This is a genomic window from Nocardiopsis sp. M1B1, assembly GCF_052466615.1.
The window spans coordinates 1,715,520-1,737,002 of record NZ_CP196194.1; the positions used below are offsets into that span (position 1 = coordinate 1,715,520).

A 21,483-nucleotide genomic window follows, 5' to 3' on the forward strand; every position below is an offset into this window, starting at 1 on the left:
GCGGGGTTCCCCCTCCAGCGAACAGGACGGCAAGAGGTGCCCGAATCGGGCGTGGGACAGGTACGGTGGTGTATATGAAGGTCGCTACCGGTGGGAGGGAGCGCGAATGATGGTCCTGCTTCGTCACCTACTTGGTGACGTGCTCAGGCGGCTCCGGCAGCGCCAGGGCCGCACCCTCCGTGAGGTGTCGGCCGATGCACGTGTATCCCTCGGTTACCTGTCGGAGGTCGAGCGCGGGCAGAAGGAAGCCTCTTCCGAACTGCTCTCCTCGATCTGCGGGGCGCTGGGCGTCCCGCTCTCGCAGGTACTGAGAGAGGTCTCCGACCAGCTCGCCCTCGCAGAGCTCCAGGAGGCCGCGCTGCTGGGTGACGCGGTCACGACCGACCCCGTCTCCGCCCAGGACCTCGGCATCGACCCGGTACCGGATCGCGTTCCCCAAGTCGCCGACATGGTGGGGGTCTGACCCCTCCTCGGAACTGTCCGTCCATCGTCACCGTGACCACGACGAAGGAGCCGACCAGACGGTCGGCTCCTTCGGTGTTCACGGGACCTGCGCGCGGGGCGGCGGTCAGCGGTGGGTGTGGTTCACCCAGGCCTCGGGGTCCTCGGCCAACGAGCGCACCGTCTCGGGCAGCTCGTTGGTCACCAGGTGCTGGAGGTTGACGCCCTCCAGGATCGCGCGCTCACTGGCGCGCAGCGCGATCCACACCTGTTGGAGGCTGCGGGCCGCGCCGTCGTAGTCCACGTGCTCGGGGCGTTCCCCGCGCACGTTGGCGAGCGGTCCGTCGACCGCGCGGATGATGTCGGCCAGGGAGATCTCCCCCGCCGGACGGGCCAGCCAGTAGCCGCCGACGGGGCCGCGCTGGCTGCGTACCAGACCGGCCCGGCGTAGCTGGGTGAGGATGTTCTCGAGGAATTTTCCGGGGATGGCCTGCGCGCGTGCGAGCTGTTCGGCCGTCACCGGCCCCTCGTCGGCGACGGCGAGTTCCGCCGCCGCGCGTAGCGCGTAGTCGACCCGGGCTGAAAGGCGCATGCTGTGATTATGCCGTGTGTAAGTGGGCGAATGGGGCACCGGTCGTCGACGGGAACGCCGCCGACCGGGATGCTTCAGGCCAAGGGTACTTCTCCTACCGGGTTGCGGGGACATCGGTGACGTCCCCGCTCTCGGGGTGTCCCGTCCCAGTATGTCCGCCGCGGTGACGAGCGTCACCCGAACGCGCCGACCCGGCCGGTCGCGGACCGGCCGGGTCGGGGAGCGGAGCCGGGGCGCTCAGTTCACGCCGGGGGAGGGGGCGCCCACTGGGGCCCCCAGCAGCTCCGCCGCGCTCTGCCCGTTCACGTGCGCGGCGCCGTAGGTGCTCACGTGCGCGCCGCAGTCGGGCCGCCAGATGGGCAGCCCCATCTCCACCACCACGGCGTCGGGGTGCGCGCTGAGCAGGCGGTTGACGAGCGCCTGGGCGGACGGGTAGCGGTGCGCGTCCCGCACCACCACGACCAGGTCGCGGTCCCGGGCGCTGGCGGCCAGCCGGTCGGCGTGCGCGACGTCGGGGGAGACCCGCTCGGTGCCCGGGAACCAGGGGGACAGGCCCCAGGGGACCTCGCCCACCGCCATGCCGGAGGGGGCGTCCACCTCCACCACGTAGGGGTCCGCCAGCGGCGGCAGGTCGCCGTCCACGCGCACCGCCCGGCGGGCGCCGACCAGGCCGACCCCGTCGGCCGCGGGCGCGTCCGTGCGCTGGGTCCGGGCCGTGCGGATCCAGCTCCGCAGCTCGGCGTTGCGTCCGGCGGCCTCCTCCAGGCGCTCCCCGGACAGGCGGCCCTCCCGGACCGCTTCCACCAGCGCGGCGCGGATCAGCTCGACCTGGTCGGCGTAGACGAACCGGCCCAGGCACAGCAGGTCCACCCCGGCGGCCACCGCGCGCACGCAGGCCTCGGGGATGCCGATCCGGCCGCTGACGCCCTGCATGTCCATGGCGTCGCTGACCACGGTGCCGGTGAAGCCCAGCTCGCCGCGGAGCAGGTCGTTGAGGATGCGCGGGGTGAGCGTGGCGGGGCCGTCGCCGCCCAGGCCCGGCATCTCGATGTGCGCGGTCAGGATCGACCGGACGCCCGCCTCCACGGCCGCGCGGAACGGCAGCAGCTCGCGGCGGCGCAGCAGGTCGGCGTCGGCCTCCACGCGCGGCAGCACGTGGTGGGAGTCCTGGGAGGTGGCGCCGTGGCCGGGGAAGTGCTTGGCGCACGCGGCCACGCCCGCCTCCTGGAGGCCGAGCACGGCGGCCGCCGCGTGCCGGGCCACCAGTTCGGGGTCGGAACCGAAGGAGCGGGTGCCGATCACCGGGTTGTCGTCGGCGACGTTGACGTCCACCGAGGGCGCCAGGTCCAGGTTGAAGCCCAGCTCGGCCAGGCGCCCGCCCAGGGAGCGCAGGGTGGCGCGGGTCAGGCCGGGGTCGTCCACCGCGCCCAGGGCCGCGTTGCCGGGGTAGTCGCTGCCCTGCGCCTGGCCGATGCGGGTGACGTCGCCGCCCTCCTCGTCCAGGGAGATCAGCGGGGTGTCGGTGACCCCGGCCAGGGTCGCGTTGAGCGCGGTCACCTGCTCGGGGCCGTCCAGGTTGTTGTGGAACAGACAGACACCGGAGATCCCGTCCGCCAGACCCTCCAGGACCCAGCGCGGGGCTTGGTAGGACTCGAAGGGCACCAGCAGCGTGGCGTTGGCCAGACGCGCCAGGGTCGGGTCGTACGGCATGACGAACTCCGTTCGGTGAGCGAAGGGGTGCCCGTGGTCGGGCAGACGAAGGGCGGGCAAACGGGGGGAGGGCGCGCCCGGAGCGGGGCCCGCGGTGTCCGTCGCGGGACCCGCCCCGGCGGGAGGGACGCGGTCAGCCCTTGACCGCGCCCATGGTCAGGCCGGAGACCATGCGCCGCTGGACGAACAGGAAGAAGATCATCACGGGGATGGTCAGCAGGGTGGAGGCGGCCATGATCGGCCCCCACTCGGTGCCGAAGCGGCCGAAGTAGTAGGACAGCGTCAGCGGCAGCGTGTAGTTGTCGGTGCTGCGGCCCAGGAACGTCAGCGCGACGATGAACTCGTTCCACGCCGTGATGAAGGCGAAGATGCTCGCCGCGACCAGGCCCGGCGCGACCAGGGGCATCAGGATGCGCCAGAAGACGGTCCAGGCGCTGGCGCCGTCGATGGCCGCCGCCTCCTCCAGCTCCTTGGGCACCGCGGCCACGAAGCCCCGCAGCATCATGATGGTGATCGGCAGGGACACGGCCGTGTACACGATGAGCAGGCCGGACAGGTTGCCGAGCAGCTCCACGCCGCTGACGTCGGACAGCTGGCGGAAGTTGATGAAGATGGAGATGATCATCGCCTCCATCGGCACCATCTGGATCACCAGCAGCAGGATGATGAACGCGGTGCGTAGCCGGAAGCGGAACCGGGCCACGGCCACGGCGGCCAGCAGCGACAGGAACGCTCCCATGGCCACGGAGGCCACGGTGAGGAACAGGCTGTTGCCCAGGAACTGCCAGAAGTTCACCCCGGGGATCAGCTGGCCGTTGAGCACCCGGTCGAAGTGCTCCAGGGTCGGCGCCGTCGGGAAGATCGTCTGGTCGCGGGTGAAGATCTCGCCCACCGGCTTGAAGGCCGTGATGACCATCCAGTACACGGGGAACACCGAGAACAGGAACACCGCGAGGCCGGCCAGGTACAGCGGCAGGCGCCGCAGCCGGCGCAGCGGGCCGCGGCGGTAGACGCGCCCCGAGCCGCTCGGGCCGCCCCTCCCGGCGCCCCCGGTGGCGCGCTCGCGGACGGCGGAGGCTGAGGTCTGGTCGATCGCGGTCATCGGGTCTCCCCCTGGCGGATCATGATGCGCAGGTAGTACGCGGTGACGGCGAGGATCATCACGGTCATGACCACCGCGATCGCCGAACCCATGCCGTAGTTGGCCGGGCTGGCGCTGAAGCCCTGCTGGTAGATGTAGTACGAGAGCAGGTAGACGTCCTTGTTCTGGAAGCTGTTCGCCAGGATGTAGAGCTGGGTGAACACGCGCAGGTCCCAGATGATCTGGAGGACCAGCAGCAGGGCGAACAGCGGGCGCAGCATCGGGAACGTGACGTTCCAGAAGGCCTTCCAGCCGCCCGCGCCGTCCATCCTCGCGGCCTCGTACAGCTCGTAGGGGATGCTCTTGAGCCCGGCGAGCACGGAGACGGCCACGAAGGGGAAGGACTGCCACACGATCACGGTGATGAGGATCGAGAACAGCGGGAGCGGTTCGAGGAACCAGTTGTACTGCAGCCATCCGCTGCCCACCAGCCAGTCCGGCAGCCGGTCCAGGATGACGTTGACCAGGCCCCGCTCGGGCAGGAACAGCCAGCGGAAGACCAGGGAGGCGCTCAGCGCGGGGGTGGCCCAGGCGAGCATCATGCCCAGGGCCACGAACCCCGAGAACCACTTGGGGAGCTTGTTCAGCAGCAGCCCCACGAGGGTGCCCAGCACCATCGTGATGCCGACCATCAGCACGCAGACCACGACCGTGTTGCGCAGGATCCCCCAGAACTCGGGGTCGGTCAGCAGCGTCTGGTAGTGGGCGAAGTCGTTCCAGGCCGGGCCCGGCTGGTTGGGCAGGAGGTTGCGGGTGGTGAAGCTGGTGAGCGAGTACCACACCATCTGCACGATCGGCCACAGCAGCACGACCGCGAGGAGGATCAGAGCCGGTGCGATGAGCAGGTACGGGGTGGGAAGCGCGAGGCGGCGGCGAGGTGCGGGCTCGGAGGCGGGGGCCTTCACGGCCTCCTCTCGCTCGCGCGCGGGCGCTGGTTCGACGGTTTGTGCCATGGTCTTCTCAATCGAGGCGTGGGCCGACCGCGGCGGGCGGGGCCGTTGGACCCCGCCCGCGCACAGCTCTACTCAGTCAGGCGGGAGGGGCTACTCGACCGGCTCGTTGAGGATCGAGGTCAGCTCCTCGTTGGCCGCCGCCAGGACCTCCTCGGCGTCGCCTCCCTGCACGATCTCCAGGACGGCGCCCGGCAGGATCTTGTTGTCCTGGTCGGCCGCGGTCCAGCGCGGGGTGGTCGGGAAGAACTGGGTGTGCTGCATCTGCTCGGCGGCAGCGGCGGTGGCGGGGTCCTCCTGGTACGTCTCGCTCTCCAGCAGGTGCGGGTAGGCCGGGAAGAAGCCCGCGACGTCGGCGTAACCCTGGCCGCCCTCCTCGTCACCGAGGACGGTGAGCAGCTCGAAGGCCAGGTCCGGGTGCTCGGTGGTGGTGAACACCGTCAGGGCGGAACCGCCGGCGAAGGCCGGGGCGATGCCCTCGGCGCCGGGGATGGGCGCGGCGACGATGTTCTCGATGACCGCGGGGTCCTCGGCCTGCTCCTCCATGGAGCCGATCGCCCAGCCGCCGTCGATGTACATGCCCAGCTGGCTGTTGGCCATGTCGGCCAGCGCGATGAGCTCGTTCTGGCCGACGTAGTCCTGCGGCGAGATGCCGTCGGTGGTCAGGCTGGAGTAGAACTCGATGGCCTCGACGGTGGCGGGGTCGGTGAGGGTGCCCTCCCACTCCTCGCCGTTCTGCTCCGCGATCGAGCCGCCGTTGCTCCAGATGAAGCTGGCGATGCCGTTGGTGAAGTCGGTCGGCGCGGCGAAGCCGGGGACGTCGTACTCCTCCTCGATGGCCTCGGCCACCTCGACGAGCTCGTCCCAGGTCGTCGGCGGCTCGTGGCCGATCTCCTCCAGCCAGTCCGCGCGGTAGTACAGGGTGCGCACGCCCGAGAACCACGGGACGCCGTACTGGACGCCCTCGTAGGTGCCGTACTCCAGGGCGTTCTCGTCGATGCCCGCGGCGGCGTCCCAGCCGCTCACCTGCTCGGTGATGTCCATCAGGGCGCCCTGCGCGGCCCAGCCCGCGACCTGGTCGTTGCCGACCTCCAGCACGTCGGGGGCGTCGCCGCCGGCGAGGGCGTTGGTGATGGCCTCCTGCGCGTCGGGCCAGGGGATGAACTCGACCTCGACGGCCACGTCCGGGTTGCTCTCCTGGAAGCGCGCCTCGACGTCCTCGAAGTACTCGACGAGGGGCTCCTGGGAGGTGCCCATGACCCAGACGGTCAGGCTGTCGGCCTCGCCGCCCCCGTCACCGGAGTCGGAGCCGCCGCACGCTGAGGCGAGCAGGACCACGGCCGTGGCCGCGGCGATCTTGGGGAACCTCATCTGTATCTCTTCTCCCTTCGCACGACGCGCCGGGGTGCGACGCCTGTGCTCGAACCGACCTGGGATGATCGTGGGAATCACCCCGCGGCTCGACGTCTTGTGGGGGTTGTGCTGGGATAGCACGTTGGCCGCCCCGCCGGAGCGGGTACCGGGAGGGCCCAGCGAGTATCGGAAGGGCCCGAAGCGGGCCTTACGAGGACGTGACCTCCTGTGAGGTTGTGAGCTAAATTAACAGGAAACTTTCCTAATAAAAACAGGGTGAGGTGTCACGGTTATGTCTCAACGTCCGGGGACTCCCCGGCTGCTACGCCAGCTCAACGACCGCGCGGCACTGGAACTGCTCCTGTCCGCGGGGCCCTTGACCAGGACGCAGCTGGGAACGCGTACCGGCCTTTCCAAGGTGACCGCCTCCCAGCTGCTCGCGCGGCTGGAGGAACGGGACCTGGTGCGCGTCGTGGGCAGCCAGGCGGGCGGGCGGGGGCCCAACGCCGCGCTGTACGCGGTGGTGCCCGAGAGCGCCTACGTCGCGGCCCTGGACGTCAGCGCGAGCCGGGTGACCGCGACGATCGCCGACATCACGGGCCGCATCGTCAGCGACGTCGCGGTCGACCCCAGCGCTTCCGACGACCCCGTCGCGCTCGTCCACACCGCGGTGATGCGCCTGGCCGACACCGCGGGGGTCGCGCTGGACAGGGTCCGCGCCTGCGTCATCGGCACCCCCGGCGTCGTCGATCCCCGCACCGGCGACATCCGCTTCTCCTTCGACCTGATGTCCTGGCACGAGGGCATCCTGGAGGCCCTGCGCGCCGACCTCAAGCGCTCGGTCATGATCGAGAACGACGTGAACCTGGCCGCCCTGGCCGAGCACTCCGAGGGCGCCGCCGCAGGGGTGGCCGAGTTCGTCCTCATCTGGCTCAGCGCCAACGGCGGCGTGGGCATGTCCACCATGATCGACGGCCGCATCCACCGGGGCCGCTCGGGCGGCGCGGGCGAGATCGGCTACCTGCCCGTGCCCGGGGCGCCCATGCCCACCGACGTGGGCCTGTCCGGCGGCTACGAGTCCCTGCGCGACGGCGTCAGCCGCGAGCTGCCCCACGGGTTCCAGGCGCTTGTCAAGGCGGGGCAGGTGGTCGAGCTGGCCGCCGGGTACGGCATCGAGGGCACCGACGTCACCGAGGTGGTCGGGGCGGCCTCCGCCGCGGGGACCCCGGAGGCGGACGCCTTCCTGGACGCCTTCGCCGAGCGCCTGGCCCGCGGGGTGGCCGCGGTCGCGGTGATCCTGGACCCCGGCCTGGTGGTGCTCGGCGGGGACGTGGCCCGGGCGGGCGGTGTGAAGCTGGCCGAGCGGGTCCAGGCGGCCACCGCGCGCATCGCCCCGAACGCGACCGAGGTCGCGCTGGGAAGGGTGGAGGGCAGCCCGGTCGTGCGGGGCGCTCTGCTGCACGCCCTGGAGCGGGCCCGGGAGGACGTCTTCTCCTCGACGGTCTGAACCCGCCGGGCTCCGGCCCCATGGGAGCCCTCCCACGGCGGCGGGCGCGGGCCTTCACCAGCGGGAGCCCGTCCCCGGCAGTCCCTTCCGCTCCTTCGTCCGCGCCCCGGCCTCCTCACCCGGTCGGGGCGCGGCAACCCTGCCCGCGCGGGTGCGCCGAGCGCCCGGCGCACCCGCGCGGGCAGGGCACGGAGGGCTCAGGACGGCCGGGCCAGCTCCCGGACCATCACCACGCGCGGCAGCATCCGGATGCCCGCCCGCTCCTCGGCCCGCCAGACCTCCTCCAGGCCCGGGCCCCACTCCGCCGGGGGGAGCACGGAGAACCCGCGGTCCGCGTACCAGGGCCCGTTCCACGGCAGGTCGCGGAAGGTGGTGAGGGTGAGGCGGGTGTGACCGGCGGCAGCCGCCTCGGCGCACACCGCCTCCAGCAGGGCACCGCCGACCCCGCGCCTGCCGTGCCCGGGGTGCACGGCCAGCTGCTCCAGGTGCGGGCACCCGTCCACGGTCACCGTCGCGGCCAGACCGACCACGGAGCCGCCCGTCGCGGGGGCCTCGGCCGGGCCCTCGGGAAGGGCCCCGGCCGTGTCCCCGGCGGATTCCTCGGCCACCAGGACCCGTTCCGCGTGCGCGAGCACCTCCCGAGGGTCGTCGGGGGGCAGCACCACCCCGGCCGCGGCGAACACGGTGTCCGCCGCCAGCGACACCTCCACCACCCGCGGTTCGTCCTCCGGCCGCATCGGTCGGATTCCCTGTCGCCCCACCGGTCCCCCTCGTACTCGTGTCCTCTCCGGCGCGAACGCCATCCTGACCGGTTCCGGCCGCCGCGGCCAGCCGTTTTCGCGTCCCGGCGAAAGGTGCGCGGGCCCGCTCGTGCGCGCTCACGCGCACAGGCCCTCCGACGCCGCCGGACGGGGGACACCACCCTGCGACGCGTCGCCGGCCCGCGCCCCGCGGGTGTCCGGCCGGGGGCGGGTCAGGGACGCAGGCGCAGCCCCTTCGGGGTCACGTGGAACCCCGCCGCCACCAGCGCGGCGTCCACCGGCGTCGCGAACACCTCGGCCCCGTCGGCGCGCTCCACCGTCAGCGCCCCCGCGCGTCCGTCCCGCACCGCCCCGGCCAGGGCGCGGGCCGCCCGCTCCAGCAGGGCGGGCGGCGAACCGAAGGTCAGCACCGAGCGGCCGCCCCGCCCCACGTACAGGGTCAGCCGCCCCCCGTCGATCACCACCAGGGAGCCCGCCGACCGGCCCGGCCTGGCCTGGGCGTCCCCGGGCCAGGCCAGGTCCGTGCCGAACGGGTTCGCCGGGTCGGTCGCCGCCAGCACCACCGGTTCCGCCGCGCCGCCGGAAACCGCGCGCAGCCGGTCCACGGCGCCCGGCAGCGCGAACTGGGCGCCGCCCAGCCCGTCCACGAAGTAGCCGCGGCGCACCCGGCCCGACTCCTCCATCGTCCGCAGCACCCGGTACTCGTCCGGGGAGATCCGCCCGCCCTGGTGGCCGCGCACCAGCACGCCCCGGCGCTCCAGGCGCGCCTCCAACCGCGCCAGGACCCGCCTGGTGGGATCGCCCTCCCGCTCGGGCAGGGCCCACCACCGCCCCGCGGCCGTGGGCGGTCCCGACCGGGTGGGCAGCACCGGGCGCGCCAGCCGCCCCGCACGCGAGGGCGTGCGACGCGGGGCGGCCCCCGAGCCCAGCACCGCGCGCAGCGGGGCCAGGGTGTCGTTGGTGACGCAGCCCGACCACACCAGCTCCCACAGCGCCGCGACCAGCTCCGCGTCCGTCACGGCCGAACCCCCCGGCGCGCCCGCCACACGGTCGGCGAGGTCGCGGAAGAACAGCGCCCCGCCCCCGCGCAGCGCCTCCAGCACCGCGTGGGCCGTGGTGCCCTCCCGCGGCGGCACCGGTTCGGGCAGCAGCAGGGCCGCCTCGCCGGCCGGGGCCAGGCACACCCACCCGTCCTGCCCGGGCAGCGCGCCCGCACCGGCCCACACGACCTCGCCCGCCTGTGTCAGCTCGTCCAACCGCCGGGGCGCGTAGTCCTCCACACGGGAGGGCAGCACGAGGGCCTCCAGCGCCGACGCCGCCACCGTCGCGCCGCGCAATGACTCCACGGCCTCGAACACCGCGTCGGGTCCGCGCCACCGCTCACCCGCGACGGCGCGCTGCCACAGCGGCGCGAACGCGGCCAGGGCGGTCTGCGCGACCGGTTCCACCTCGCTGCGCAGCCGCGCGACCGACCCGCGCCGCAGTCGCCGCAGCACGTCGGCGTCGCACCACTCGGTGCCCGTCCCGCCGGGCCGGAACCCGCCCTGGTGGACGCGCCCCAGCCGGGACAGCTCCCGCAGCACGCCCTCCACCACGTCCGCGCCGAGCCCCAGCCGCGCCGCGGCCTCCCCGGAGGAGAACGGCCCGTGCGTGCGCGCGTAGCGCGAGACCAGGTCGCGGGTCGGCGCCTCCACCGGTTCCAGGAGGGCCCCGGCGACACCGGCGGGCGGCCGCGCGCCCAGCGCGTCGCGCAGCCGCGCCGCGTCCTCCACCGCGCACCAGCGCTCGGCGCCCGACACGGCCATCCGCACCACCCGGCCCGCGGACTCCAGCTCCTCCAGCCACTCCCGCCGGGCTCCCCGCGCCCCGGCCTCCTCCGTGGTCAGCGGCCCCACCTCGCGCAGCAGGTCGGCCGCGCCCTCGGCGTCCCGGGCGCCCGAGCCGGGCGCGGTCCGCTGCAACAGCGCGCCGACCTCCTCCACCACGCGCGGATCGAGCAGCTCCCGCAGGTCCGCCTCGCCCAACAGGTCGGCCAGCAGAGAGGTGTCCAGGGTCAGCGCCTGCGCGCGCAGCTCGGCCGCGGGGGCGTCCCCCTCGTACAGGAACGCCGCCGTGTACTCCATCATCAGCGAGCGCGCGAACGGCGACGCCGTCTCGGTGCGCACCTCCACCACCCGTGTCCGGCGGGACCGGACGCCCTCCAGCGCCTCCACCAGGGCGGGTACGTCGAACACGTCCCGCAGGCACTCGCGCACCGCCTCCAGCACGATCGGGAACGACCCGTAGCGGCCCGCCACCGACAACAGGTTGGAGGCCCGCAGCCGCTGCTGCCACAGCGGCATCCGCCGGTCCGGCCGCTGGCGGGGCAGCAGCAGGGCCCGAGCCGCGCACTCGCGGAACCGCGCGGCGAACAGCGCCGACCCGGGCAGCTCGCCGGTGACCGCCTCCTCCACCTCCTCCGGGTCCAGCGCCACCAGCTCGGCCAGCTCGCCCGGCCGGTCCCAGCCCCCGGCGTCCGGCAGCCGCAGCACGATCCCGTCGTCGCCGTGCACGACCTGCGCGTCCGCGCCGAACCGGTCCCGCAGCCGCCGCGCCAGGGCCATCGCCCACGGCGCGTGCACCCGCGCGCCCAGCGGGGAGTGCACGACCGCGCGCCAGTCCCCGACCTGGTCGCGGAAGCGCTCGACGACCACGGTCCGGTCGTCGGGCATGTGCCCGGTGGCCTCCCGCTGCTCGCAGACGTACTCCACCAGGTTGCGCGCGGCCCACGCGTCCAGCCCCGCCCCCTCGGCCAGGGCCAGCGCCCGCGCCGGTTCCGCCGCGGCCAGCTCCCGGGTCAGCGCGCCCACCGCCCGGCCCAGCTCCGCGGGCCTGCCCTGCGTGTCGGCCTTCCAGAACGGCATCCGGCCCGGCCGCCCCGGCGCGGGGGAGACCAGCACCCGGTCGGCGGTGATCGCCTCGATCCGCCACGAGGTGGACCCCAGCACGAACACGTCGCCCACCCGCGACTCGTAGACCATCTCCTCGTCCAGCTCGCCGACCCGGGTGGGCGCCCGTCCCGGCGCGGAGCCCCCGTCCCGCCCGGTCAGGTGCACCCCGTACACGCCCCGGTCGGGGATGGTGCCGCCGCTGACCACCGCCAGCCGCTGCGCGCCCGGGCGTGCCCGGAGCACGTCCGCCTCCCGGTCCCACACCAGGCGGGGGCGCAGCTCGGCGAACTCGTCCGAGGGGTAGCGGCCGGACAGCATGTCCAGGACCGACTCCAGCACCGTGTCGGCCAGGTCGGCGAAGGGCGCGGCCCGCCGGACCAGGGCGGCCAGCTCGGGCACCGGCCAGTCGTCCATGGCGGCCATCGCCACGATCTGCTGGGACAGGACGTCCAGGGGGTTGCGCGGCATCTCCAGGCGCTCGATGGCGCCCGCGCGCATCTGCCCGACCACCACGGCCGTCGCCAGCAGGTCGCCCCGGAAGCGGGGGAGGAAGACCCCGCGCGAGGTCCCGCCCACCTGGTGCCCCGCCCGGCCGACCCGTTGCAGGCCGCTGGCCACCGACGGCGGCGAGGACACCTGCACCACCAGGTCGACCGCGCCCATGTCCACGCCCAGCTCCAGGCTGGAGGTGGCCACCACGCAGCGCAGCCTCCCCCGCTTCAGCTCGTCCTCGATCAGGGCCCGCTCGGCCTTGGACATCGAGCCGTGGTGGGCGCGGGCGACCACCGGGGGGCCGCCTCGGCTGTGCCCGGACTGGGCGATGACCTGCGCGGGCACCTCCTCCGGCGGCAGGCGCCCGCCGTGCCGTTCGGCGTGCAGGTCGTTGACGCGGGCGCACAGCTTCTCCGCGGTGCGGCGCCCGTTGGTGAACACGATGGTGGAGCGGTGGGACTCCACCAGGTCCAGGACCCGCCGCTCCACGTGCGGCCACAGGGAACCGCCGCCCGCGCCCCGGGCGCCCCCGTCGTCCTCCGCGCCGCCGGAGGGCCGGGCCGGCCCCGGGACGCCGGGCTCCTCCATGTCGGGGACGGGCACCACCACGCGCAGGTCCATGTCGGGGGAGCCGGGCGGGGCGACGACGTCCGCGCCGCCCAGGAACCGCGCCACCAGGTCGGTCGGGCGCACGGTCGCCGACAGGCCGATCCGTTGCGCCGGGCGGTCCAGCAGGGCGTCCAGCCGCTCCAGGCTCAGCGCCAGGTGCGCGCCGCGCTTGCTCCCCGCGAGCGCGTGCACCTCGTCGACGATGACCGTCTCCACCCCGGCCAGCCCCTCCCTGGCCCGCGAGGTGAGCACCAGGAACAGCGACTCGGGCGTGGTGATGAGCACGTCCGGCGGCCGGGTGGCCAGCCTGCGCCGCTCGGCGGCCGGGGTGTCGCCGGTGCGCACCCCCACGGTGACCGGGGACAGCGCGTGCCCCCCGGCCTCGGCGGCGGCCGCGATCCCGGCCAGGGGGACGCGCAGGTTGCGCTCCACGTCCACCGCGAGGGCCTTGAGCGGGGACACGTACAGCACCCGGCAGCGGCGGGCGCGGTCCTCGGGGACGGGGGCCGAGGACAGCCGGTCCAGCGACCACAGGAAGGCCGACAGGGTCTTGCCGGAGCCGGTCGGGGCCACGACCAGCGTGTTCCTCCCGCCCTGGACCGACTCCCAGGCGCCGGTCTGGGCGGGGGTGGGGCCCGCGGGAAAGGCACGGTCGAACCAGGCCCTGGTGGCGGGTCCGAAGCGTTCGAGGGGGCGGGGCGCACGGCTCATGCCGCCAGTGTGCCCGCGGGCGGGGACAAAGGGGAGGGGACGCGGCGGACGCCGCGATCACCGATACTGGGCCCGATGAGACTCACGGTTTTCTGGCACAACATGCACGAGCAGTTCGGCGAGGCCTACGCGCAGAGCGTGGCCCGCGACCACGTCCTGGAGGGGCTCGGGTCCCGCACGGTGGAGCAGGCGCTCGCCGACGGGGTGGCCGTCAAGGAGGTGTGGCGCGCCGTGTGCGACGCCTTCGACCTGCCCGCCTCCAGACGCTGATCCGGCGACGGACCTCCCGCGGGGACGCATCCGTTTCGTACGCCGCATCGAACACAGGTTCGGGTAGGGTGGGTTATCCACAGGCGGACGTGGGACGTCGCGATTGTCGTAGCGACCGCGTAGCGTCGTGCTCACCATGAAGAAAAAGGCATCCACCCAACAACAGGGGTATCCCGTGGCATCTGGAGACCGAGACAAGGCTCTCGAAACAGCGCTCGCCCAGATCGAGCGGCAGTTCGGCAAGGGCTCCATCATGCGCCTGGGCGACGACGACCGCCCGCCGGTGGAGTCGATCCCCACCGGGGCGATCGCGCTCGACGTGGCGCTCGGCATCGGCGGCCTGCCCCGGGGCCGCGTCGTGGAGGTCTACGGCCCCGAGTCCAGCGGTAAGACCACCGTGGCCCTGCACGCGGTGGCCAGCGCCCAGCGGATGGGCGGCATCGCGGCCTTCGTCGACGCCGAGCACGCGCTCGACCCCGAGTACGCCAAGAAGATCGGCGTCAACACCGACGACCTGCTGCTCTCGCAGCCGGACACCGGTGAGCAGGCGCTGGAGATCGTCGACATGCTCATCCGCTCCGGCGCGGTCTCCATCATCGTCATCGACTCCGTGGCGGCCCTGGTGCCCCGCGCCGAGATCGAGGGCGAGATGGGCGACAGCCACGTCGGACTCCAGGCCCGCCTGATGTCCCAGGCGCTGCGCAAGATCGCCGGTGCGCTCCACCAGACCAACACCACCGCGATCTTCATCAACCAGCTGCGCGAGAAGGTCGGCGTCATGTTCGGCTCGCCCGAGACGACGACCGGCGGCAAGGCGCTCAAGTTCTACGCCTCGGTGCGCCTGGACGTGCGCCGCATCGAGACGCTCAAGGACGGCACCGACGCGGTCGGCAACCGCACCCGCGTCAAGGTCGTCAAGAACAAGGTCGCGCCGCCCTTCAAGCAGGCCGAGTTCGACATCCTCTACGGGGTGGGCGTCTCGCGCGAGGGCAGCCTCATCGACCTGGGCGTGGAGCACGGCATCGTCCGCAAGTCGGGCGCCTGGTACACCTACGAGGGCACCCAGCTGGGCCAGGGCAAGGAGAACGCGCGCAACTTCCTGCGCGAGAACGCCGACATGGCCAACGAGGTCGAGAAGAAGATCAAGGAGAAGCTGGGTGTGCCCGTCAAGGGCGACGACAGCGCCTCCGGCCCGGCCGCCGAACCGGCCAAGGCCGCCGCGGAGGCGGATGCGGACCCGGCCGCCGCGGCCAAGGCTCCCGCCAAGCGCGCCGCGGCCAGGACTCCCAAGGCGCCCGCGGCTGATGCGTGAGGGGGGCCGGTCCCCGGACCGGCACCACTCCGAGGACGACGGCCCCTTCCCGGGCGGGGCGGCCCCGCCCGGGAAGGACCCCGAGGCCGAGGCCCGCGCCCTGGTCCTGCGGATGCTCACCCACTCCCCGCGCACCCGCGCCCAGCTTGAGCGGGCCCTGCACCGCCGGGAGTACGAGGAGGAGGTCGTCACCTCGGTCCTGGACACGTTCGGCGAGGCCGGGCTGATCGACGACGCCGCCTTCTCCCAGGCCTGGGTGTCCTCCCGCCACCACGGCAGACGGCTCTCCCGCCGCGCCCTGGCCCAGGAGCTGCGCACCCGCGGCGTGGAGGAGGACACCGTCCGGGAGGCCGTCGGCGAACTCAGCGACCAGGACGAGGAGGAGGCCGCCCGCGACCTGGCGCGCCGCCGCCTGGCCGCCACCCGGGGCAGGGACCAGGAGACGCGGACCCGCCGCGCCCTGGGCTTCCTGGCCCGCAAGGGCTACTCCGCGGGCCTGGCCTACCGGGTGGTCCGCGAGGAGCTCGAACGCGAGGGCGTGGAGGCCGAACTCCACGCCCCCGACCCCGACTTCTGAGCCGTCACCGCCGATCCCGCCGGGGACGCCGTCACCGCCGTCCGGGCTCCGTCCCCGACGGCGACCGCCTGCACGTGGGCACCCCGAAGGACTGAGGCACCCGAGGACCCGGACCGGTGTACGGGGACGGCTCCGAGGACGCCCCGCCCCCTCCCGGTCCCGAAGGGCCCGCGGACCCGCCCAGGGTCAGCCGCCGCCAGCGGTCGGGGCGGTGGTGTCCTCCGCCGACCGTGGGGACCGCCCGTCCCGCCCGCTCCGTTTCCGAAGGGTCAGTCGCCGGCGGTCGTCGGACCGGCGGCGGCCTCAGCGGGCCTCGGGGACCCGCCGTCCCGTCCGGGGTCCCGCGCGAGCGCGCCGGCGGCGTCCTCCGCGCTCGGGGCGTCCCCGGCGTCCCCGGCGTCCTCGGTGTCCCCGGGCTCCCCGGCGACCTCCGAGGCCGGTTCCGCGCCCTCCCCGGTCTCCGGCGGAACGGTCACCAGCTCCAGCGGCGCCACGTCGGCCTCGAACCCGAACACCCGCGCGTAGAAGGCCAGCTCCGACTCCAGGGAGCGGATCCTCGCCTCCTGCCCGGTGAACCCGTGCCCCTCGCCCTCGAACTCCACCAGCGCGTACGGCGCCCCTCGCCGCCCCAGCGCCGTCGCCATCGCCGTGGCCTGGTCCGGGGTCACGACCCTGTCCTCCAGGCCCTGCACCAGCAGCACCGGCACGTCGATCTCCCCGGCGCGGTTGACCGGAGAGCGCTCCCGGTACCGCTCCACGAACCCCGGCAGCGTCCCCACCAGCGAGTCCAGGAACCGCGACTCGAAGTCGTGCGTGGTTTCGCTGAACCCCAGCAGGTCGGTGACCCCGAACAGGGACACCCCGCACGCGAACGTGTCCCCGGTCAGCGCCATCAGCGCCGTGTACCCGCCCGCGCTCGGACCGCGGATCGCCAGTCTCCGGGGATCGGCCACCCCCTGTTCCACCAGGGCCCGGGCCGCGGCCACGCAGTCCTCCACGTCCACCACGCCCCACTCCTTGTGCAGGCGCTTGCGGTACGGGCGCCCGAACCCCGTGGAACCGCCGTAGTTGACGTCCACCACACCGATCCCCCGGCTGGTGAAGTAGGCCTTGGCCAGGTCGAACTCCAGCGTGCTGACCGACACCGGGCCGCCGTGCGCCCACACCACGTACGGCGCGGGGCCGTCCGCGGACGCGTCGGGGTGGGTCGGCGGGTAGACGTTCGCGTGCACCGGCGCCCCGTAGCGGCCCGGCAGCGTCTCCTGGCGGGGCACGGGCAGGTAGGCGGTGTCCGGCGGCTCCTCGGCGGCCCGGCGCAGCACCTCCACGACCCCCGAGGCCGGGTCCAGCCGCACCAGGCACGGCGGCTCGGTCGGCGAGGAGGCCACCGCCACCACGGAGCGCCCGTCGGTGTCCAGCATCGACCACGTGGTCAGGCCGGTCACCACCGGCGTCAGATCCAGGGTGTCGGGGTCGTACACGCTCGGGGTCAGGTCGGCGTGCCCGTGCAGCGCCACCACCCGGCCCGAGTCCAGCACGCAGAAAGACCGGTTGCCCAGGCGGCCGGGGGAGGCGTGGAACTCCTCCTCGGCCGGGTACAGCGCCAGCGCCTGCCCGGTCATCCCCGCCTGGTACAGGTTCCACCAGCCCGGCCAGTCCGAGGCCACGTACAGCGTCGCGTCGTCGGCCCAGGTCGGGGAGACCACCGACTCGTCCACCCCGCCCTTGAGGGTGTACTCGCCGGTCAGCCCGGTCTCGCCCAGGGCGCCCACCCTCAGTTCGCTGCCGTCCCAGGGCATCCTGGGGTGGTTCCACCGCACGTAGGCCAGGTGGGCGCCGTCCGGCGACGGGGTGGGGGAGGCGTAGAAGTCCGCGCCCGAGACCAGTTCGCGCACCGCGGAGGGGTCCTGCGCGCCCCGGCCCGACAGCGGCACCGACACGATCGAGCGGCGGACCGCCCCCTCCCCGTGCCTCTCTCGCACGCACAGCACGGCGCGCCCGTCCGCGCTCAGCGCGGGGTCGGCGTAGCGCGAGGCGCCGTCGTCGGGGGTGAGCGGCACCGGCTCCGAGGAGCCGCGTTCCAGCAGGTAGAGGCGCTGGTCGGAGGAGTGGGAGAACACCACGCCCATGCGGGTGATGGCCTTGTCGTCGCGGCGCGGGACCGGCAGGTAGGCGCGCCCGCCGTACTCGTGCACCCGGGTCCCCGCGCTCCAGGGCGCGGGCAGCAGCTCGGTCACCGTTCCGTCGGCGTCGCGCCGCATGAGGGTGGTCCGCCCCTCCTCGGGACGGCCCTCCTCCCACCAGACCTCCGCGCCCGCGACGGACGGGAACGCCATCCGCCGCACTCCTCGGGCGACGTCACCGGCGCTGATGGGCGATGGCCAGGAGCCGTGGGGGCTCGACAGTTCAGACATGTCCGCTCAGGGTGGGTCGAGGATTCGATGCGATGACATGTCGACCTTAGTCCTCGTTCGCCCGCTTGTGCAGTCCCGAAGGGCCCTCCGCGCGCCGCCCTCCGCGGGTCGCGACGACGACGGCCCCGTACGCGCCGAGGGGCGCGCACGGGGCCGTACCGGCCGTGGGGAAGGAGGGGTCAGTCCTTCCGGTCCCCCTTGCCGTCCGCGTCGTCGCCGTCGTCGGGCTTCGCCGGCCGGGACTCGTCCAGCGCGTCGGGCAGCGGCTCCTGCACGGTGGGCTCCACCGCCACGGAGCCGGCGGGGCCGCTGACCTTGGCGGTGCCGTCGCCGAAGCCGCCGCCGGTGCCCGCGGGCCGGACCGGGACGTCCTCGCCGCCCGCGGGCTTGGCCGAGGGCCTGCCGCGGCGGGCGTTGCGCCGCTCCAGCCAGATGGCGACCCGGCTCAGCGAGAGGTTGATGGCGATGTAGATGGCCGCGCAGATGATCGCGGCCGGGATCACGTTGCCCTCGCGCGTGGCCAGCAGGGTGAAGCTGCGCAGCATCTCGGGGAAGGCGATGATGTAGCCCAGCGCGGAGTCCTTGAGCAGGACCACGAGCTGCGCCACGATCGCGGGCATCATCGCGGTGATCGCCTGCGGGATGAGGATCATCCGCATGTTCTGGCCCCGGGTCATCCCGATGGCCTGGGCGGCCTCGGACTGGCCCTTGGGCACCGCGAGGACCCCCGCGCGGAAGACCTCCGCCAGCACGGAGCCGTTGTACAGGGTCAGACCCGTGACGACGGCGGCCAGCGCCGAGACCTGGAAGGTGCCCGCGGGGATGTCGAACACCTGGTAGGCCACGATGGGCAGCGCCATCGTGAAGAAGATCAGCATCAGCAGCGGGATGCCGCGGAAGAACTCCACGACGGCCCCGGCCGGAACGCGTATCCACCACTTGTCGGACAGGCGGCCGATGCCGAACACCAGACCGAAGACGATGGCCAGGACCGAGGCGGTCAGCGCCGCGGTCAGCGTGTTCTGCAGACCCGGGATGACGTAGTCGGTCCAGGTGTCGGGCCGCAGGAACGGCTCCCACTTGTCCGAAGCCCACTCGCCCGCGGGGTTGACCGCCCAGGTCGCCGGTTCGCCCAGCAGCCCCCAGGTGAGCGGGTTGAACAGCGAGAACCCGGTGTCACGCAGGGTGCCGTTGAACCCCAGGTACAGGATGGTCAGGCCGATCAGGGCCAGGAACACGGTGACAACCGTGTAGAGGGCGTTGCGCCTGCGGGCCTTGGGGCCGGGGGCGTCGAAGAGGACGGAGCTCTGCGCGCTCATCGGACCACCGCCACGCGCTTGGAGAGCCAGCCGAAGAAGTAGCCGGTCGGCAGGGTCAGGATCAGGAAGCCGATCGCGAAGCCGACGAAGGTCGGCAGGACCGGAGCGATGCCCTGGTCGAACATGAGCTTCATCTCCCTGGACGCCTCCTGAACGCCCAGCCCCGCGACGGAGGCGACGGTCGTGTTCTTGATCAGCGCGATGAGCACGCTGCCCAGCGGGCCGACGACGGTGCGCAGCGCCTGCGGGATGACGATCATCCGCAGGTTCTGGGTGAAGGTCAGGCCCAGCGAGCGGGCCGCCTCCACCTGGCCGAGGGGGATCGTGTTGATCCCCGCGCGCAGCGACTCCGAGACGAAGCAGGCGGTGTAGCCGGACAGGCCGATGACGGCCCACCAGAACACGTCCCACGCGACGCTGTCGGCCAGGGCGATTCCCAGGGCGCTGTTCAGGCCCAGACCGCAGAAGAGCAGGACCAGGGTCAGGGGCGTGCTGCGGATGCCCTCGACGTAGGCGGTGGCTATGCCGCGCAGGAGCGGGACGGGGGAGACCCGCATGGCCGTGAGCAGGACGCCCAGGACGAAGGAGAAGAGGGCGCTGAGGAGGGTGAGCCGGACGGTCCATGAGAAACCGTCGACAACCCTGTCGATATTGCTGAGAAAGGCTTCCATGGGTCCCAGCTGGTCAAGGGCCGGGCGGCGGGGCCGGGGACGGCCCCGCCGCGGGGCGCACGGTCGGGGAAGGGGAGCCTACTGGCAGGCGTCGACCTCGGGAGCGGCCTCCTCGTAGGCGAAGTCGGTCTCGCCGAAGGCGGTCTCCAGGGCCTCGGTCGCGTAGCCCTCGTCCCACATCTTCTGGATGGCGGCGTTGACCTCCTCGCACCGCTCCGTGGAGTCGGCGGGCAGGCCCACGCCGTAGCGCTCCTCGCCGAAGGGGTTGTTGACCACGCGGTAGGTGCCCGGGTCCTGCGCGGCGAAGCCCGCGAGGATGGTGTTGTCGGTGGTCACCGCGTCGACGGTGCCGTTGCCCAGCAGGGACAGGCACTCGGAGTAGTTGCCCGCCTCGCGCAGCTCGGCGTCGATGCCCATGTCGTCGACGATGTTGTTGGCCGAGCGGGAGCCGGAGGCCGAGCACAGGACCCTGCCCGCCAGGTCCTCGGGGCCCTGGATGTCCTCGTTGTCGGCCTGGACCAGGATGTCCTGCTGGGCGACGTAGTACGGTCCGGCGAAGTCGACGACCTGGCGGCGCTCGTCGGTGATCGAGTAGGTGGCGATCACCATGTCGACGGTGCCCTGCTGGAGGAAGGACTCGCGGTTGGCGGAGGCGGCTTCGGTCCACTCGATCTGCTCGGGCTCGTAGCCCAGCTCGCCGGCGATGTAGGTGGCCACGTCCACGTCGAAGCCGACGGGGGCGTCGCCGTCCAGCAGGCCCAGGCCGGGCTGGTCGTACTTGACGCCGATGGTGATGGTGTCGCCGCCACCCTCGCCGCCGCCTTCGCCGCCACCGCTGCCGCCGCCGACGTCGGCGGTGCCACAGGCGCTGAGGGCGAAGGCCAGGGCCGCGGTGCCGCCCAGGATGGTGCTGATGCGACGGACTCGCATGTGGGGTACCTCTTCCTTGCTTCGTGCGAAGAACGCGGGGAAACCTAGTGGGTCAGGATCTTGGACAGGAAGTCCTGGGCGCGCTCGGACCGGGGGTTGGTGAAGAACTCGTCGGGGGTGTTCTCCTCGACGATCTGTCCGTCGGCCATGAAGACGACCCGGTTGGCCGCGCGGCGCGCGAAGCCCATCTCGTGGGTGACCACGACCATCGTCATGCCCTCGGAGGCGAGGTCGGTCATGACGTCGAGGACCTCCTGGACCATCTCCGGGTCCAGGGCCGAGGTCGGCTCGTCGAAGAGGATCACCTTGGGGTTCATCGCCAGGGCGCGGGCGATCGCCACGCGTTGCTGCTGGCCACCGGAGAGCTGCGCCGGGTACTTGTTGGCCTGGTTGCCGATCCGGACGCGCTCCAGCAGTTCCATGCCCCGGGCGTCGGCCTCGGCCTTGTTCATGCGCAGGACCTTGGTGGGGCCCAGGGTCACGTTCTGGAGCACGGTCTTGTGGGCGAACAGGTTGAACGACTGGAAGACCATGCCCACGTCGCTGCGGAGCCGGGCCAGGCCGCGGCCCTCCGCGGGCAGCGGCTGTCCGTCCAGAGTGATGGTGCCGGCGTCGATCGTCTCCAGGCGGTTGATCGTGCGGCACAGCGTCGACTTGCCGGAACCGGACGGCCCGATGACGACTACCACCTCGCCGGAGTTAACCGTCAGATCGATGTCGCGGAGCACGTGCAGGTCGCCGAAGTGCTTGTTGACGTTCTCCAGCACGACGAGAGGAGTTGAGGTCATGTTGG

17 protein-coding genes are annotated in these 21,483 nt (G+C 73.2%); 5 read left to right on the plus strand and 12 right to left on the minus strand.

Going from position 1 to position 21,483, the window contains the following annotated elements; translation table 11 throughout:
• Nucleotides 1–106: 106 nt before the first annotated feature.
• The gene (locus ACSTA4_RS07475) at nucleotides 107–463 is read left to right on the plus strand and encodes a helix-turn-helix domain-containing protein (protein ID WP_013151706.1); all 357 of its coding nucleotides are present in this window, start codon (nucleotides 107–109) and stop codon (nucleotides 461–463) included.
• A gap of 105 nt (nucleotides 464–568) precedes the next feature.
• Here ACSTA4_RS07475 and ACSTA4_RS07480 read toward each other — a convergent pair whose 3' ends face one another.
• The 5 genes from ACSTA4_RS07480 to ACSTA4_RS07500 all read right to left on the minus strand — a co-directional run bounded on the left by ACSTA4_RS07480 (nucleotide 569) and on the right by ACSTA4_RS07500 (nucleotide 6,205).
• The gene (locus tag ACSTA4_RS07480; protein WP_013151707.1) at nucleotides 569–1,033 is read right to left on the minus strand and encodes an RrF2 family transcriptional regulator; all 465 of its coding nucleotides are present in this window, start codon (nucleotides 1,031–1,033) and stop codon (nucleotides 569–571) included.
• Nucleotides 1,034–1,270: 237 nt separating this feature from the next.
• The gene (locus ACSTA4_RS07485; RefSeq protein ID WP_444962936.1) at nucleotides 1,271–2,743 is read right to left on the minus strand and encodes a glycoside hydrolase family 3 protein; all 1,473 of its coding nucleotides are present in this window, start codon (nucleotides 2,741–2,743) and stop codon (nucleotides 1,271–1,273) included.
• A gap of 133 nt (nucleotides 2,744–2,876) precedes the next feature.
• Entirely contained in the window at nucleotides 2,877–3,845 is a 969-nt protein-coding gene (locus tag ACSTA4_RS07490; protein ID WP_444962937.1) for a carbohydrate ABC transporter permease, read from the minus strand.
• On the minus strand, nucleotides 3,842–4,837 hold the full coding sequence (locus ACSTA4_RS07495) for a carbohydrate ABC transporter permease (RefSeq protein ID WP_444962938.1): 996 nt from the start codon (nucleotides 4,835–4,837) through the stop codon (nucleotides 3,842–3,844). The genes ACSTA4_RS07490 and ACSTA4_RS07495 overlap by 4 nt, the downstream gene beginning before the upstream one ends.
• A 90-nt stretch (nucleotides 4,838–4,927) precedes the next feature.
• Nucleotides 4,928–6,205, minus strand: a complete 1,278-nt coding sequence (locus tag ACSTA4_RS07500; protein ID WP_444962939.1) for an extracellular solute-binding protein — start codon at nucleotides 6,203–6,205, stop codon at nucleotides 4,928–4,930.
• Nucleotides 6,206–6,479: 274 nt separating this feature from the next.
• Here ACSTA4_RS07500 and ACSTA4_RS07505 point away from each other — a divergent pair, with 274 nt between their 5' ends.
• Nucleotides 6,480–7,694 carry an ROK family transcriptional regulator gene (locus tag ACSTA4_RS07505; protein WP_444962940.1) on the plus strand — a complete coding sequence of 405 codons (1,215 nt, stop codon included), beginning with the start codon at nucleotides 6,480–6,482 and terminating at the stop codon, nucleotides 7,692–7,694.
• A gap of 197 nt (nucleotides 7,695–7,891) precedes the next feature.
• On the opposite strand, the gene ACSTA4_RS07510 is transcribed toward ACSTA4_RS07505, so the two are convergent.
• Both ACSTA4_RS07510 and ACSTA4_RS07515 read right to left on the minus strand, forming a co-directional pair.
• The gene (locus tag ACSTA4_RS07510) at nucleotides 7,892–8,431 is read right to left on the minus strand and encodes a GNAT family N-acetyltransferase (RefSeq protein ID WP_444962941.1); all 540 of its coding nucleotides are present in this window, start codon (nucleotides 8,429–8,431) and stop codon (nucleotides 7,892–7,894) included.
• Between the two features lie 236 nt (nucleotides 8,432–8,667).
• Nucleotides 8,668–13,197 carry an ATP-dependent helicase gene (locus ACSTA4_RS07515; RefSeq protein ID WP_444962942.1) on the minus strand — a complete coding sequence of 1,510 codons (4,530 nt, stop codon included), beginning with the start codon at nucleotides 13,195–13,197 and terminating at the stop codon, nucleotides 8,668–8,670.
• 75 nt (nucleotides 13,198–13,272) lie between these two features.
• Between ACSTA4_RS07515 and ACSTA4_RS07520 the strand changes: the two genes are divergently transcribed.
• The 3 genes from ACSTA4_RS07520 to recX all read left to right on the plus strand — a co-directional run bounded on the left by ACSTA4_RS07520 (nucleotide 13,273) and on the right by recX (nucleotide 15,356).
• Nucleotides 13,273–13,467, plus strand: coding sequence for a DUF3046 domain-containing protein (locus tag ACSTA4_RS07520; RefSeq protein WP_212641026.1), 195 nt, complete (start codon nucleotides 13,273–13,275; stop codon nucleotides 13,465–13,467).
• A gap of 175 nt (nucleotides 13,468–13,642) precedes the next feature.
• Nucleotides 13,643–14,779: a recombinase RecA gene (gene recA, locus ACSTA4_RS07525; RefSeq protein WP_444962943.1), complete on the plus strand. Its 1,137-nt coding sequence runs from the start codon at nucleotides 13,643–13,645 to the stop codon at nucleotides 14,777–14,779.
• Nucleotides 14,772–15,356 (plus strand): recombination regulator RecX, encoded by a 585-nt coding sequence (gene recX / locus ACSTA4_RS07530; RefSeq protein ID WP_047871767.1) that lies wholly within the window; start codon nucleotides 14,772–14,774, stop codon nucleotides 15,354–15,356. The genes recA and recX overlap by 8 nt, the downstream gene beginning before the upstream one ends.
• 269 nt (nucleotides 15,357–15,625) lie before the next feature.
• On the opposite strand, the gene ACSTA4_RS07535 is transcribed toward recX, so the two are convergent.
• The 5 genes from ACSTA4_RS07535 to ACSTA4_RS07555 all read right to left on the minus strand — a co-directional run bounded on the left by ACSTA4_RS07535 (nucleotide 15,626) and on the right by ACSTA4_RS07555 (nucleotide 21,478).
• Nucleotides 15,626–17,770, minus strand: a complete 2,145-nt coding sequence (locus ACSTA4_RS07535) for a dipeptidyl-peptidase 5 (RefSeq protein ID WP_444962944.1) — start codon at nucleotides 17,768–17,770, stop codon at nucleotides 15,626–15,628.
• Nucleotides 17,771–17,949: 179 nt separating this feature from the next.
• Nucleotides 17,950–19,089 (minus strand): amino acid ABC transporter permease, encoded by a 1,140-nt coding sequence (locus tag ACSTA4_RS07540; protein WP_444962945.1) that lies wholly within the window; start codon nucleotides 19,087–19,089, stop codon nucleotides 17,950–17,952.
• Nucleotides 19,086–19,760, minus strand: a complete 675-nt coding sequence (locus ACSTA4_RS07545; RefSeq protein ID WP_212641023.1) for an amino acid ABC transporter permease — start codon at nucleotides 19,758–19,760, stop codon at nucleotides 19,086–19,088. Before ACSTA4_RS07545 ends, ACSTA4_RS07540 begins: the two co-directional genes overlap by 4 nt.
• A 78-nt stretch (nucleotides 19,761–19,838) precedes the next feature.
• A complete protein-coding gene (locus ACSTA4_RS07550) occupies nucleotides 19,839–20,690 on the minus strand; it encodes a glutamate ABC transporter substrate-binding protein (RefSeq protein ID WP_444962946.1) in 852 nt (283 codons plus the stop codon).
• Between the two features lie 44 nt (nucleotides 20,691–20,734).
• Nucleotides 20,735–21,478 carry an amino acid ABC transporter ATP-binding protein gene (locus ACSTA4_RS07555; RefSeq protein ID WP_013151724.1) on the minus strand — a complete coding sequence of 248 codons (744 nt, stop codon included), beginning with the start codon at nucleotides 21,476–21,478 and terminating at the stop codon, nucleotides 20,735–20,737.
• Between the last annotated feature and the right edge of the window lie 5 nt (nucleotides 21,479–21,483).

Excerpts from the sequence above, each read along its gene's own strand:
- ACSTA4_RS07550 (WP_444962946.1), bottom strand. The coding sequence starts at position 20,690 with ATGCGAGTCCGTCGCATCAGCACCATCCTGGGCGGCACCGCGGCCCTG.
- ACSTA4_RS07545 (WP_212641023.1), bottom strand. The coding sequence starts at position 19,760 with ATGGAAGCCTTTCTCAGCAATATCGACAGGGTTGTCGACGGTTTCTCA.
- ACSTA4_RS07555 (WP_013151724.1), bottom strand. The coding sequence starts at position 21,478 with ATGACCTCAACTCCTCTCGTCGTGCTGGAGAACGTCAACAAGCACTTC.
- recX (WP_047871767.1), top strand. The coding sequence starts at position 14,772 with ATGCGTGAGGGGGGCCGGTCCCCGGACCGGCACCACTCCGAGGACGAC.
- ACSTA4_RS07480 (WP_013151707.1), bottom strand. The coding sequence starts at position 1,033 with ATGCGCCTTTCAGCCCGGGTCGACTACGCGCTACGCGCGGCGGCGGAA.
- ACSTA4_RS07500 (WP_444962939.1), bottom strand. The coding sequence starts at position 6,205 with ATGAGGTTCCCCAAGATCGCCGCGGCCACGGCCGTGGTCCTGCTCGCC.
- ACSTA4_RS07490 (WP_444962937.1), bottom strand. The coding sequence starts at position 3,845 with ATGACCGCGATCGACCAGACCTCAGCCTCCGCCGTCCGCGAGCGCGCC.
- ACSTA4_RS07510 (WP_444962941.1), bottom strand. The coding sequence starts at position 8,431 with ATGCGGCCGGAGGACGAACCGCGGGTGGTGGAGGTGTCGCTGGCGGCG.
- ACSTA4_RS07520 (WP_212641026.1), top strand. The coding sequence starts at position 13,273 with ATGAGACTCACGGTTTTCTGGCACAACATGCACGAGCAGTTCGGCGAG.
- ACSTA4_RS07540 (WP_444962945.1), bottom strand. The coding sequence starts at position 19,089 with ATGAGCGCGCAGAGCTCCGTCCTCTTCGACGCCCCCGGCCCCAAGGCC.
- ACSTA4_RS07515 (WP_444962942.1), bottom strand. The coding sequence starts at position 13,197 with ATGAGCCGTGCGCCCCGCCCCCTCGAACGCTTCGGACCCGCCACCAGG.
- ACSTA4_RS07495 (WP_444962938.1), bottom strand. The coding sequence starts at position 4,837 with ATGGCACAAACCGTCGAACCAGCGCCCGCGCGCGAGCGAGAGGAGGCC.
- ACSTA4_RS07475 (WP_013151706.1), top strand. The coding sequence starts at position 107 with ATGATGGTCCTGCTTCGTCACCTACTTGGTGACGTGCTCAGGCGGCTC.
- ACSTA4_RS07485 (WP_444962936.1), bottom strand. The coding sequence starts at position 2,743 with ATGCCGTACGACCCGACCCTGGCGCGTCTGGCCAACGCCACGCTGCTG.
- ACSTA4_RS07505 (WP_444962940.1), top strand. The coding sequence starts at position 6,480 with ATGTCTCAACGTCCGGGGACTCCCCGGCTGCTACGCCAGCTCAACGAC.
- ACSTA4_RS07535 (WP_444962944.1), bottom strand. The coding sequence starts at position 17,770 with ATGTCTGAACTGTCGAGCCCCCACGGCTCCTGGCCATCGCCCATCAGC.